This is a genomic window from Streptomyces sp. MB09-02B (genome assembly GCF_033794485.1).
Taxonomy (GTDB): Bacteria; Actinomycetota; Actinomycetes; order Streptomycetales; family Streptomycetaceae; genus Streptomyces.
Genome location: NZ_JARGEE010000243.1, coordinates 1 through 13,992 on the forward strand (window position 1 = coordinate 1; position 13,992 = coordinate 13,992).

The following is a 13,992-nucleotide window of genomic DNA, read 5'->3' on the forward strand; positions in this document are numbered from 1 at the left end:
CCCCACATCCCCCACAGCCTCCACCCGTCGAACAAGAGAAGATCGGAGTCGAGAGCATGTCCCAACCCCCCACCCGGCGAAGGCTGTTGAGCCTGGCCGCAGGCGCGGCAGCCGCCGGTCCGCTCGCGCAGGCCACCTCGCTCGCACACGCCGCCCCGGTCACCGAGATCGCGGCCCAGGCACCCACGGCACCGCTGCCCACCCCGCCCACCTGGTCGGTGCACCCCTTCCCGCTGGACCGGGTCACCCTCGGCAACGGCGTGTTCCGCGCCAAGCGCGACCTGATGCTGAACTACGCCCGGTCCTACCCGGCCGACCGCATCCTCGCCGTCTTCCGCGCGAACGCCGGACTCGACACCCGGGGGGCCCGGCCGCCCGGCGGCTGGGAGACCTCCGACGGCAACCTGCGCGGCCACTACGGAGGTCACTTCCTCACGCTCGTCGCCCAGGCGTACGCGGACACCCGCGAGTCCGCCCTCAAGACCAAACTGGACTATCTGGTCGCCGCGTTGGGGGAGTGCCAGGCCGCTCTGGCCGAGCGCGGTACGCCGAGGCCCAGCCACCCCGGCTTTCTCGCGGCGTACCCGGAGACACAGTTCATCCTGCTGGAGAGCTACACCACGTACCCGACCATCTGGGCGCCGTACTACACCTGCCACAAGATCATGCGGGGGCTGCTCGACGCCCACACCCTGGCGGGGAACGCCCAGGCCCTGACCATCGCCGCGAAGATGGGCGACTGGGTGCACAGCAGGCTCGGCGGGCTGCCCAGGGCGCAGTTGGAGCGCATGTGGTCCATCTACATCGCCGGCGAGTACGGCGGCATGAACGAGGTGATGGCCGACCTGTACGCCCTCACCGGCAAGCCCGAACACCTGGCCGCCGCCCGCTGCTTCGACAACACCGCGCTGCTCGACGCCTGCGCCCAGGACCGGGACGTCCTCGACGGGCGCCACGCCAACCAGCACATCCCGCAGTTCACCGGGTACCTGCGGCTGTTCGACGAGACGGGGGAGGAGCGGTACGCCGAGGCGGCGCGCAACTTCTGGGACATGGTCGTCGGTCCCCGGACCTACAGCCTGGGCGGTACCGGGCAGGGCGAGATGTTCAAGGCCCGGAACGCCGTCGCGGCCACGCTGGACGACAAGAACGCCGAGACCTGCGCGACCTACAACATGCTCAAACTGAGCCGGCAGCTGTTCTTCCGGGAGCCGGACGCGGCCCGGATGGACTACTACGAGCGGGGGCTGACCAACCACATCCTCGCCTCCCGCCGGGACACCGCGAGCACGAGCAGTCCGGAGGTCACCTACTTCGTGGGGATGGGTCCGGGCGTCGTGCGCGAGTACGGCAACACCGGCACCTGCTGCGGCGGCACCGGCATGGAGAACCACACCAAGTACCAGGACTCGGTGTACTTCCGCTCCGCCGACGGCAGCGCGCTGTACGTGAACCTGTACCTCGCCTCGACCCTGCGGTGGCCGGAGCGCGGCCTCGTCGTCGAGCAGACGAGCACCTATCCGGCGGAGGGCGTGCGCACCCTGATCTTCCGCGAGGGCGGGGGCAGGCTCGATCTGAGACTGCGGGTGCCGTCCTGGGCCACGGCCGGGTTCACCGTGACGGTCAACGGGGTGCGGCAGCAGGTCGAGGCCGTGCCCGGGTCGTATCTGTCGCTGAGCCGGGACTGGCGGCGTGGTGACCGGGTCGGGATCTCCGCGCCGTACCGGCTGCGGGTGGAGCGGACCCCGGACGACCCCACGGTCCAGTCGGTGTTCTTCGGCCCATTGCTGCTGGTCGCGCAGAGCGCGGAGACCGGGTTCCGCAGCTTCTCCTTCTACAAGGACTTCACCCTGCGCGGCGATCTCGCCGACGCCGTCCGCCCCGAGGGCAGGCCGCTGCACTTCACCACGCACGGGCTCACCCTCGCGCCGTTCCACGCCGGGAACGACCTCCGCTACCACGCCTACTTCCGGCGCTCGGAGCCGGTGGTGGTGTTCGGTACGGCCGGCTCCGGGGTCCCGAACCGGAGCCGTGGGGACGGGCTGACCTTCCTCGACGTGCTCTGGGCCCGGGCGCCCTTCGCGACCTCCGAGGCCTTCGTGGGGGCGGTGCGTGCGCTGGCCGACGCGTGGGTCTCCGAGGGACGGTTCACCGCCGCCGAGCGGGACGCGGTCGTCGCCGCTGCGGTCCGGGCCGGTCTTCGCCGCTGACCGCGCGCGAAGGGTTGACGTGTACGGGGCGAGATGGGTTCATGGGAGCGCTCCCATCGCTCTATCTCCTCGGCACCCCCACCTTCTTGTGCCTGACCTTCTCGGCGCCCACCCCCACCTGGAGTCGCAGTGAGAACTGGAAGAAATCCCCTGAGCACGCTCCTGGCCGGCCTCGCGAGCATGATCGCGCTCACCCTCCTCGGCGTCCTCGCCCCGGCCGTCGCCCTCGCCCAGTCGGCCGCCGACGTCCGCGCCACCGGCCTGCACATCAGCGACGGTCGACTGCTGGAGGCCAACGGCAACGACTTCGTGATGCGCGGCGTCAACCACGCCCACACCTGGTACCCGGGCGAGACACAGTCGCTGGCCGACATCAAGGCGCTCGGCGCCAACACCGTCCGCGTCGTCCTCTCCGACGGACACCGCTGGACGAAGAACAGCCCCGCCGACGTGGCGAACGTCGTCGCCCAGTGCAAGGCCAACCGGCTCATCTGCGTCCTGGAGGTGCACGACACCACCGGGTACGGCGAGGAGGCCGCCGCCGGCACGCTCGACCACGCCGCCGACTACTGGATCGGGCTCAAGGACGTCCTCGCCGGCGAGGAGGACTACGTCATCGTCAACATCGGCAACGAGCCCTGGGGCAACACCAACCCCGAGGGCTGGACCGCCCCCACCAAGGCCGCCGTGCAGAAGCTGCGGGCCGCCGGCTTCCAGCACACGATCATGGTGGACGCGCCGAACTGGGGCCAGGACTGGCAGGGCGTCATGCGCGCCAACGCCCAGTCCGTGTACGACGCCGACACCACCGGCAACCTGATCTTCTCGATCCACATGTACAGCGTGTTCGACACGGCGGCCGAGATCAACGACTACCTCGGCGCCTTCGTGAACGCCGGACTGCCCCTCCTCATCGGCGAGTTCGGCGGACCGGCCGACCAGTGGGGCGACCCCGACGAGGACACCATGATGGCCGCCGCCGCGCGGCTGGACCTCGGCTATCTGGCCTGGTCGTGGAGCGGCAACACCGACCCGATCCTCGACCTGTCGATCGGCTTCGACCCGACGCGGCTCAGCGCCTGGGGCCAGCGCATCTTCAACGGCGCCAACGGCATCGCGCAGACGGCGAAGGAGGCCACGGTCTTCGGCGGCGGCACCCCCGGGGACACCCAGGCACCGACAACCCCCGGCACCCCGGCCGCCTCGGCGGTGACGGCGACCTCCGCCACGCTCTCCTGGACCGCCGCCACCGACAACGTCGGCGTCACCGGCTACGACATCGTCCGGGTCAGCGGCTCCACCGAGACCAAGCTCGCCGCCTCCACCACCAACTCCGTCACCCTGACCGGCCTCACCGCAGACACGGCGTACACCTTCGCCGTCTACGCCCGGGACGCCGCCGGGAACCGGTCGGCGCGCTCGGCGACCGTGAACGTCACGACGGACGAGGGCGGCGGCACGCCCACCGGGAACTGCTCGGTGACCTACCGCGCCACCAACGAGTGGCCGGGCGGCTTCCAGGGCGAGATCGTCGTCCGCAACACCGGCACCACCGCCGTCAGCGGCTGGACCCTCGCCTTCACCTTCGCCGACGGCCAGACGATCACCAACATGTGGGGCGGGACCGCCACCCAGAGCGGGGGTGCGGTGAGCGTGAAGCCCGCCTCCTACACCTCCACCATCCCGGCCGCGGGGTCCGTGACGGTCGGGTTCGTCGGGAGCAAGGGCACCACCAACACCGCGCCGACGGCCTTCACCCTCAATGGAGCCAGCTGCGCGACCAGTTGACCATCGCCTGGTCGGCTGACCGTTCTTGCGAGGCGCCCGGTCCTGCCAGGTGACCGTTCCTCGCGAGGTGACCGGCGGGGGCCTGCTCGCGGCCCCCGCCGGTCACGTTCAGCGTCGTACGAGCGTGATCCGGTACGCCCGGGTCCGTGAGCCGTCCTCGCTCGTCACCGTGACGACGGCGGTCGTCCGTCCGACGCGGTCCACCGCGACGGTCGCGTACGGATCGCGCGCCGTCGCGGTGACCTTCGCCCGGCCCGGGTCGTCGGTCGCCACCCGGTAGGCGGTGGTGTCGGGGTCGAAGGACCTGACCGGCCGGCCGGCGACCTCGACGGCGGTGGCGGCGGCGTCCGAGGAGACGCCGGGGCTCTTGGCGAACACCTCGATCTCGCCCAGGGTGATGTAGCCGCCCGGCCGCGCCGTCATGACCACGCGCACACCGGTCACCGGGCCCGCGTCGAGGGGGACGTCGATGACGGGGGTGCCCTCGGTGCCGACCGCGACGGGGTCGCCCGCGTCCGTCCACGGACCGTTCTCGGTGGCCCGCACCTGCACCTTCAGGCTCTCCGGGAAGGAGACGTTGGTTCCGTCGCGGTGGAAGTGGGCGACGACCCGGGTGAGGTCGCGGGCCTTCGGCAGACCGAAGGTGATGGTGTCGGACGGGTTCTTGGTGCCCGACCGCCAGTTGGACCAGGCCTTCTCCTCGGTGGTGCCGTTGCGCAGCCGCTCGGCGGAGTAGCCGCTCTCGGTGTAGGTGGCGCCCACGGAGACCTTCGGGTCGGTCGCGATGTTGCTCTGCGTCGCCTCGGTGACCTGGACCCGTACCGTCGCCTCGGCCGTGCCGCCGCCGACGACCTCGGCGCTGCCCGACAGGGTCACCACCCCCGCCTCGTCGAACGCCCCCTCGGGCGCCGCGTCCCAGCTCACCGGGAGGGTGGTCCGGCCACCGTGCCGGCCGACGCCGACGACCGTCGACGGCAGCTCGGGCGCGCCGCCCACGTACGTCTTGGCGCGGGCGGGCAGCGTCGAGGCGATCGTGTCGACGGTGACGAGGGCCCGCGCGGGATGCTTCCGGCCGAGGGCGTCGGTCGCCTCACCCGTCACACGGACCGTCCCGGGCTTGCGCCACTTCCGGTCCGACGGCAGCTCCCACACGACGGGCAGGCTGCCGCGGGCGCCGTCCCGAAACACCGGAACCACCGTCTCCGGCAGCTTCGGCCGCAGCCCGGGGACGGTGAACGCCTCGGCCCGTTCGGTGCGCAGCACGGTCTCGTCGCTCACCGTGAAGCGCTGGTTCGAGGCCGAGGTCGGGGTGTACGTCGACACCTTGGCGCCGTCCGCCGAGGAGTTCCCGGTGATGTCGACGAGGCGGCCGGTGGCGGCGTTGACGAAGGTCCAACTGCCGTCGCCCGTGGTCGACATGATCCACTGGGCGGCCGCGGGGACCTCGCCGTCGGTCGGGTCCTCCAGCACGGCCTGGTTGTCACGGACGGCGAGCCGCCCGCCGGTGCCGGCGTTGGTGAGGGCGTACCGCTCGCGGTTGTCGCGGCCCGGGGTCAGCTTCTCGACGGACCACAACTGCCGGGCGTTCGCGGCGTCGGCGGTGCGGATGACGACGCCGGTGCCGTCCTCCGACGGGGTGAGCGACTTGCCGCTCTGGGCGCCCTGGAGCCGGTACACGTGGTCGGGCTGGACGAGGGCGGCGTCCTTCGCCACCCCGCTGACGCCGTCGACCAGGAAGGTGGTGACGGACTTGGCCGGCACGTCGAGGGTGGCGGCACGGTCCTTCACCCGGACCGGCGTGCCCTCGACGAGGGCCCCGTCGGCGCTCGTCACGACGGGCGTGACGGTGGCGCGGGAGGAGACCTTGCCGAAGCGCGAGAGGTCGAGGGTGACGGAACGCCCGGTCGTGCCGCTGTTGACGTGGACCACGGAGGCCGCGCGACCGGACTTCCTGACGGCGGCCACGCTGGAGGGGTCGTCGACCTTCACGAAGCGGTCGCCGGGACGGATGTGGTGGGTGAAGTTGCGGATGGTGTGGAACTTGGAGTTGGCCCGGACCGGGCAGGTCTCCAGGGTGTCCGAGGCCGTGCAGTTGAACGGCACGTGGATGCTGCCCCAGTTCTTGCCGGCGGCGGCCTGGGGGATCGAGTCCTCGATCGGCTGCCAGAACACCCAGGCGGAGGGCTCCAGTTCCCGCATGTCGTCGACCATGCGGGTGGCGATCCCGAGGCCGGGCTCCATGCCGGTGAAGTCGGTGCCGGTGCCCCAGGTGCCCTCGACCTCGCTCATCCACAGCTTCTTGTCCGCGCCCTTGGCGATGTCACGGGCGCTGGTGCGCATCCCGGTGCCGTAGGTGTGCACGTTCAGCTGGGGGAGCGCCGCCCGCGCGGAGGCGTCGTACGCGTTCCAGTTCTGGGTGAAGATCGTGGGGTTGGTCTCGTCCATCGCGGAGATCTCGGCGTCGGTGCCGGCCCCTTCCAGCGCCTTGTCGAGCGCGAGGACGACCTTCTGCTGGAGCGCGGGGCCCGCGTGCGCGCCCTCCTGACGGCCACCGGTGGGCTGGCCGTTCGCGCCGATCTGGGTGCCCCAGTAGTTGGTGTTGGGCTCGTTCAGCGGGGCGATGGTGTCGAAGTCGATGCCGTGCCGCTTCTCCAGCTCCTCGGTGACGCGCACCAGGTACGTGGCGAACTCGTCGACGCGGTCGGCACGGATCTGGTCCGTGTTCGCGTCGAAGCCGCCGGAGACATAGCCGCTGACGGTCTGGAACCAGGGCGGCGAGTTGCTGAACGCCTCCCAGGTGTCGACCTTGTCCTTGATCTGGTCCACCCACCAGCGCTGGCCCTGGTCGGCGTCCCAGTCCCAGTGGTCGGGGTCGTTCGGGTCCCACCACTCCATGTCCTGCCGGGTGGTGCCCTCGGGGGCCTTCCAGAAGCCGTCCATGGTGGCGCCGGCCTTCATGTAGTCCTTGCGGACGTCAGGGGCGTTGCCGCCGCCGATGTTGTAGCGGGCGATGGTGAGCCCGAGGCCGTCCTCGCCGAACAGCATGTCGACGAGCCGTCTTCGGATGGGCTCCGGGTACTTGCCCGTGGCGTTGGCGAACCAGACGAGGCTGGTGCCCCAGCCCTCGAACTCCTGCTGCCGGTACGACGGGTCGATCCGCACGGTGACCGCGCTCGGCGCCGCCTGCGCCGCCTGCGCCGCCGGGACCGACGTGGCCGCGCCCGCCGGGGGCGCGGCCACGAGGCCCGCGCCGAGTACCAGGGGGACCGTGGCTGCCAGAGCCCGGGCGATGCGATGTCGTGGGGTCACGACACTCCTTCCACAACACAGAGGCGAACGCGATCTCGTTGACATGCCCAAAACACGTGCTTAGCATTCAGGAAACTGAAAGCGCTTTCTAGCCCTTGTGTGCACGGATTCACATGAATTCGCAGGACCCAGGAACGTCCCCCACTCGTCCCGGGAGGAACCACATGAGGTCGTCGTCACGCACGCTTTCCGCACTCACGCTCGCTCTGCTGCTCGCAGCGGCCACGCCCGTCGAGGCCGCGCCGGTCGAGGCCGCGCCCGTCGAAGCCGGAACGGCCGCCGACGCGCGGCCGGCTCCGCTCGCGGAGACGTCCCCCACCGGCTTCGCCGCCGTCAACGCGCTCGGACAGAACGGCACCACCGGCGGGGCCGGCGGACCCACCGTCACCGCCACCACCACCGAGCAGTTCCTGCAGTACATCGACACCACGGGCCCGCTGGTCATCAGGGTCCAGGGCACGATCGACATCACCAGCAAACAGGGCGTCCGCCCGAACAAGACCATCATCGGGGTCGGTTCCTCGGCGGTCATCGACGGCGGCGGCCTGGAGTTCTACCGCTCCTTCAACGTCATCGTGCGGAACATCAAGTTCACCAACGCCGAGGACGACGCCATCAGCGTGGGCCGGGAGTCCCACCACATCTGGATCGACCACAACGAGTTCGTCGCCCCGCTCGACGGCGCGGTCGACGTGGTCCGCGCCGCCGAGTACGTCACCGTCTCCTGGAACTGGTTCAACAAGACCGACAAGAGCATGCTGCTCGGGCACTCCGACGGCAACGGCAGCCAGGACACAGGGAAGTTGAAGGTGTCCGTCCACCACAACTTCTTCGACGGCTCACGGCAGCGGCACCCCCGGGTCCGGTTCGGCGAGCCGGTGCACGTCTACAACAACTACTACAAGGGCAACGCCATCTACGGCGTCGCCTCGACGATGAACGCGGGCGTCGTCGTCGAGGGCAACCACTTCGAGGGCGTCCCCCACCCCTGCTATTCCGCGAGCGGCTACGACGCCTCGGGACCGGGCCGACTGATCCAGCGCAACAACGTCTTCAACGGCTCCGGCACGTGCGAGACCAACGGCACGGTCGTCGAACCCCGCACGTACTACGCCTACACGCTGGACCCCGCCGCAGACGTCCCGGCCCTCGTACGGGCCGGGGCAGGCACCGGAAAGCTCGGTGCTTGAACTCCCCACCCCCCCACGGAAAACAGGAGAGCCCATGAACGCACCGCGCAGGAAGGTGGTCATGGCCGCCCTCGCGGCCGTACTGCTCGCCGGACCCGGTGTCGCGCAGGCGACCCCGCAGGCCGGTCCCGTGCCCGGTGAGCGGGCGGCGGCCGCCACCATCACCTGGACCCTCGTCCGGGCGAGCAACCCGACCCAGGACCAGCAGTCGGCGTACGCCACCATCACGGCCGCCATGAACGCGGCCGTCGCCCGGTACAACAACCTCAGCGACCTCGGCAAGACCATCACCGTCCGCTACGAGCCGGGCGTCCCCACCGCCGACGGCAACATCAACGGAACCATCCGCTTCGGCTCCAACCGCAGCTACATGAACGAGCGGACCGCGCTGCACGAGATCGCGCACACCATAGGCGTCGGCACCAGCGCGGGCTGGTCACGGCTGGGCGGCAGCGGCACCTGGACCGGCACGCGGGCCACCGCACTGGTCCGGCAGTACGACGGGGCGAACGCGAAGATCTCCACCGGGGGCGGCCACTTCTGGCCGTACGGGCTCAACTACGACAACGAGTTCTCCGGCACGGCGGCCGACCGGCACGTCCGGATCGTCTCCGCGATGGTGAGCGACGGGCTCTGACTCCCGTGACAGTCACGGCAGTTGGTGCCCGGTGACAAAGGCGCGGGCGGTAGCTGCGTTGTTGTGAGCACGGGGCGGTCGGGCCGCGTTCGCGGTCCTACCGTCCCAGCATGAACACGAGTCACAGCAGAGGAAAGACCTCACGACCACTGCGCAGTGCCGCGCTGGCGGTGCTGCTGACCGTCGGGGCGGTCACCGGCGCCGCCCCGGACGCCCGGGGCGAGAGCGCGCGCACCGAGACGGCCGTCGCGTCGACGAGCCCCGTCGACGGGGTGACCGAGACGCTGGTCCGGGTGAGGGCGCCCCTGCCGGCGTCCTTCGGAGCGCGACCGGCGGCGTGCGACTGGCTGTCGTACCTGCGCTACCGATCCGCCGACGGGCCCGCGGCCTCGGCCGACGCGGACCGGATCCTCGTCGCCCAGCCCGGCATCCTGGAAGGCGCGGGCGCCTTCGACAGCGTCGCCCGCAACACCGTCGCCCGAGCCGCCGAACAGGGCCGGCACATCGAGTTCTGGGCCCTCGACCGGCGCTCCAACTGCCTGGAGGACCGCACCGGCGTGGCCTCCGGCGACCAGCACACGGCAGTCGACTACTACTACCGGGACAAGCAGGTCGAGGGCCGCACCTTCGACGGCTACGTCGGCAACGGCGCCCTCGGCTGGATGGCGAAGCTCGGGATCGAACGGACCGTCCGCGACCAGTACGACCTGCTCACCGCCGAACTGCCCGACCAGCGGGTGCGCAAGGAGAAGGTGCTGTGCGGCGGGCACTCGCTCGGCGGAGTCATCACCGGGTACTTCGCGACCGCCGACTTCGACGGCGACCGGACCACCACGGCCGACGCCGGACACCGCCAGTGCGCCGGTTACTTCGCCCTCGACACCACCGTCTCCACCTCGCTCGCGGACCTCAGCGGCAGCATCCCGGACGACACCAACCTGCCCGACATCGGCCTCGGCTACGGCGCCGTACAGGCCGGGCTCGACAGCGGGCTCCTTTCCCGCACCCTGTCCGCGCCCGTGCTCCTCAACCCCGAGATGATGACCCTGCTGGCCATCGCCGGCCTGGGCGCGCTGCAGGACCCGGACGGCGAGGCCACCCTGCCCGGCTATCTGCCCCTCAACACCAACATCGAGGTCACCAACCGCTTCCTGTTCTCCGAGGACACCGCCACCTTCCTCTCCGGCTCACCGGCGGTGAAGGACTTCCGGCTCACCAACGAGGCGGTCCTCGGCGCGCTGATGGACGACCACTCCGTGCCGCTGGCGTTCCTCCAGAGCAGCGTGGGCTTCTTCGACGGCGGGCCGATCGCCGACAAGAACTTCCCCGTCGCCAACGGGAGCACCGCACAACCGGCGCTGTTCGGCAGCGAGTACAAGGCCATCCCCGACCGGCCGGGCGGCCCGCTCTACACCTGGCGCAACTACGACCGCGTCGGCGACCCCGACGATCCCGGCCACCGCTCGGCGGACGGAACCCCGTTCACCGGCGCGGGCAAGGAGGTCACCGACATCCAGGAACTGGCCCGCAGTATGGCCCAGCAACCGCTGGACTTCACCGAGCAGTACTTCCCCACCAAGCTGGTCACCGACCTCCAACTCGCCACCTCGCCCCAGGTGAAGCGCCTCGTCGTCCACCCGGACGGCCTCACCGCCAACCCGACGCTCACCGTCCTGGCGGGCGACGGACTGCTCGCGGGCCGCGTCCCGGCCGACCTGGACCCGGTGGTCGCCGACGGCTACCAGCACCTGGACGTGCTGACCGCCGCGCCCGTCCAGAACGACGGCCGTCCCGAACCCGTCTCCAGGAGTCTCACGGAGTTCACGCGGAACACCGAGTAGCCATCGCCCCCATGGAAGAAGGGCCCGGGAGGATCTCCGATCCATCCCGGGCCCTTCGCCTCCGTGCGGGGCGTCGGTCAGACCTTGGTCGCGGCGAAGGCCGCCGCCGCGTCCGCGTTCGCCCGGTAGCTCAGGTGCGCGCCCGTGTCGCCCCCGCCGTTCTCGCAGACCGGGTCACCGGCCGCGCAGAAGTCGATGGTGCGGCTCTGGTAGGTGCCCGTGACGCTCTTGCCCAGGGCCCGGATCGGGTTGCCGAACAGCAGCACCGAGGAGACCTTCGGTTCGAGCGCGGCGGGAATGGTGGCCACGATGGGGCTGCCGACCACCGCGCCGGCGCTGCTGATGCCGATGGAGTTGTCGACGACATTGGCGCCCTGCGAATAGCCGACCAGAATAAAACGCTGGTTCGGGCAGGCGGCGGCCTGGCTCCTGACATGGTTCACCAGGTCCGCGTTTCCCTGCGCGGCCGAGGTGAGGGAAAGGTCCGCGGGATAGTTCACCCTGTAGCTGGACAGGGATTTGCCCGTGAGTTTCTTCTGCAGCGCCGAATACACGGGGTCGCCGACGATGAAGCCGAGCGTGCCCGGCTCGAACGTGCCGCGAGCTGAGACGACGTCGATGTCCGTGCAGGCCGCGGCCGTGGCCGTGGGTGCCGAGACGGTGGCCAGTCCGGCCCCGCCGGCCAACGAGAGCGCGGCGAGGCACAAGCGGATGCGCATGGGGATCCTTTGAGGGTGGGGCGCGTGGAGCGCCTGTGGAAAAGGACGTCCCGAAGATATTCGCTCTGCCGGACCGGGTGTTATGGACGAGAATTCAAAAATCGCTTTTGTTTTTGCGCCGAGGTGAGTCGACGACTTTATTCGGTGAATGTGTCGTCGTCACGCACAGCCTCCGCCCGCAGGGCGAGGATGAGGTCCAGCCGGGCACCGGGGTCGTGCAGGGCCTCGCCGAAGAGCTTCTCCAGCTGCCGCAGGCGGTAGCGGACCGTCTGCGGGTGGATGTGGAGGCGGGCGGCGACATCGGGCACGTTGCTGCCGCCGAGCAGCCACGCCAGCAGGGTCTCGGCGAGCCGGCCGCGCGGCCCCTCGGCGACCGAGTCCAGCGGGGCCAGCACCTGAGACCGGAGGTGGTCGAGCATCGGTTCGTCGCTGTGCAGCAGCAGGGTCGACAGATGGTCCGCGCAGCGCACCACGCCCTGCCGGGGCAGGATGCCGCGCCCCATCAACCCGAGCGCCCGGGTGGCCCAGCGCAGCGAACGGGCGGCCTCCGTGAGCGGAACCGACGGCCCGATCGCGGCCGGCCGCCCCCGCAGTGCGAGCGTGAACGCCCGGCCGCCGAAGCCGCCCGAGCCGTCCGGGTCGGGCACGAGCATCCGTGGTGGCCGGGACTCCATGTCCACCAGCGCCCCGGCGGCGGCCAACGGCCGCTCCTCCCGCCGGTCGGGCGAGGCCGCGAGGACGACGACCGCGACGTGCGTCGGCACGGACCACCGGGCGCCGTGCGCCAGGTCACGCACCGCCTCCGGCAACACCGGCCTCTCGCCCAGCAACAGGGCGAGCAGCCGCCCTCGGCGCCGTTCCAGCTCGTCCGTGCTGCGCAGCTGCCCCTCCGCGTACCCCGCCGCCGCGGCCTCGGCCACCTCGTGCACCGTCCGGAACGCCAGTTCACCCAGTCTGGCCATGACCGAGGAGTCCAACCCGAGCTCCTCCGTCGTGCGGCCCAGCAGCCGCCAGGCGTGCAGCCCTCCGACCCGCAGCGCGGACTGCAGTGTTTCGAGGCTGTGGCCCTCCAACGCCTCGCCACGCCCCAGCTCGTGATAGATCGCGGTGATCGAGTCTCCCCGGCCGCGCGGATCGGCGATGTGGTCGACGAACAGGGTGAGCGCCTGCACGACCCCCGATCTGAGCAGTGCGCGGCTCGCTCCGTCGAGCGACCGGGAGGCGTACTCCGGGACCTGTCTGCACACCTCCTCCTCCACCTGGTCGGCGACATCCTTCAGGTGTTCGCGCAGCAGTGTGACCAGTTCGGGCGGCACCGGGGCGGTGCCGGGACCGTTCGGTACGCCGTACGGCGGGACGGGGGCAGCCACGGCGGACCCTCCTTTCACCCGGAAGCGGCTCACCCGCGGGCTGACGCCCGTGGGGCGAGGGACAAGTCCAGGGTTCGACGGACGTGCCCTGCGCTCCGTTCCGTGCCCCGACGGCACCGGCCTCACGCCGGCACCCCCAGCGCACCGGCGAGCATCGGCCACGATGTGCCGAACTCCCGCTTCCAGTAGGCCCAGCCGTGCCCTCCGCCCGCGTAGAAGTGGGTCGTCACCGGCACCCGGAGCGACGCGAGCGTGTCCGTGAACGCGTGGGCGGACGGCCAGAGCAGGCTCTCCAGCGCCTCGGGCAGCCAGTCGCCGACACCGCCGACCACTCCGCTGCCGCTCGACACGTACAGGGGGGTGCCGCGCAGCCCCGCCGCCCGGGAACGCGGGTTGAAGTCCCGCCAGGTGAGCAGGTTCAGGACCGGGCTGCCCCACAGCGACCGGGGCGCCAGGTTCTCGCGGGACACGATGGCTTCCATCAGGTTCGGCACCCCGGGCGCCATGGTGTCGAGGATGCCGCTGTACGAGGCCGCCGCGGCGAACCTCCCCGGGTGGCGTGCCGCGTGCGCCATGGCCCCGTAGCCGCCCGTAGAGACACCGGCGACCACCCGGACCCCGGACGCCCGGTACTGCCGGGCGAGCAGCGCCGGGACCTCCTCGACCTGGAACGTCTCGTAGTCCGGGCCGCTGCGCCAGGCGGTGGGGATGCCGGTCGGTCCCGCGTCCGGCATCGCCACGATCAGCTCCCGGCCCGCCGTGAAGGCCTCGATGTCCGTCTCCCGGGTCCATGACGTGTGGTCGTCGTGCGCGCCATGGAGGAGGTACAGCACGGGATACGTCCGGTTTGGCTGCGCGTCGAAGGAGGAGGGGAGGATCAGCCGCACCGGGGCGCTGCGGCCCAGGGCGGCGGAGGGGAGGGAGACGT

General features: G+C 71.1%; 9 protein-coding genes. 5 read left to right on the forward strand and 4 right to left on the reverse strand.

Features of this window, described 5'->3' with window-relative positions; all coding sequences use genetic code 11:
* Positions 1-56 precede the first annotated feature (56 nt).
* Together P1P70_RS28430 and P1P70_RS28435 are read left to right on the forward strand one after the other, a co-directional pair.
* The gene (locus P1P70_RS28430; RefSeq protein ID WP_319242662.1) at positions 57-2,210 is read left to right on the forward strand and encodes a glycoside hydrolase family 127 protein; all 2,154 of its coding nucleotides are present in this window, start codon (positions 57-59) and stop codon (positions 2,208-2,210) included.
* A 180-nt stretch (positions 2,211-2,390) separates the two neighbouring features.
* Positions 2,391-3,998 carry a cellulase family glycosylhydrolase gene (locus P1P70_RS28435; protein ID WP_319242677.1) on the forward strand — a complete coding sequence of 536 codons (1,608 nt, stop codon included), beginning with the start codon at positions 2,391-2,393 and terminating at the stop codon, positions 3,996-3,998.
* Positions 3,999-4,106: 108 nt separating this feature from the next.
* Here P1P70_RS28435 and P1P70_RS28440 read toward each other — a convergent pair whose 3' ends face one another.
* Positions 4,107-7,307 (reverse strand): glycoside hydrolase, encoded by a 3,201-nt coding sequence (locus tag P1P70_RS28440; RefSeq protein WP_319242664.1) that lies wholly within the window; start codon positions 7,305-7,307, stop codon positions 4,107-4,109.
* A 164-nt stretch (positions 7,308-7,471) separates the two neighbouring features.
* Between P1P70_RS28440 and P1P70_RS28445 the strand changes: the two genes are divergently transcribed.
* The 3 genes from P1P70_RS28445 (at position 7,472) to P1P70_RS28455 (ending at position 10,975) form a co-directional block, all read left to right on the forward strand.
* Positions 7,472-8,497: a pectate lyase gene (locus tag P1P70_RS28445; RefSeq protein WP_319242666.1), complete on the forward strand. Its 1,026-nt coding sequence runs from the start codon at positions 7,472-7,474 to the stop codon at positions 8,495-8,497.
* A 34-nt stretch (positions 8,498-8,531) separates the two neighbouring features.
* Entirely contained in the window at positions 8,532-9,134 is a 603-nt protein-coding gene (locus P1P70_RS28450; protein ID WP_319242668.1) for a hypothetical protein, read from the forward strand.
* 110 nt (positions 9,135-9,244) lie between these two features.
* Entirely contained in the window at positions 9,245-10,975 is a 1,731-nt protein-coding gene (locus P1P70_RS28455; RefSeq protein WP_319242669.1) for a hypothetical protein, read from the forward strand.
* 77 nt (positions 10,976-11,052) lie between these two features.
* On the opposite strand, the gene P1P70_RS28460 is transcribed toward P1P70_RS28455, so the two are convergent.
* The 3 genes from P1P70_RS28460 to P1P70_RS28470 form a co-directional block, all read right to left on the reverse strand.
* Positions 11,053-11,694, reverse strand: coding sequence for a cutinase family protein (locus P1P70_RS28460; RefSeq protein WP_319242671.1), 642 nt, complete (start codon positions 11,692-11,694; stop codon positions 11,053-11,055).
* A gap of 137 nt (positions 11,695-11,831) precedes the next feature.
* Positions 11,832-13,064 (reverse strand): helix-turn-helix domain-containing protein, encoded by a 1,233-nt coding sequence (locus P1P70_RS28465; protein ID WP_319242673.1) that lies wholly within the window; start codon positions 13,062-13,064, stop codon positions 11,832-11,834.
* Positions 13,065-13,186: 122 nt separating this feature from the next.
* The coding region (locus P1P70_RS28470) for an alpha/beta hydrolase family protein (protein ID WP_319242675.1) at positions 13,187-13,992 on the reverse strand (806 nt) is incomplete at its 5' end.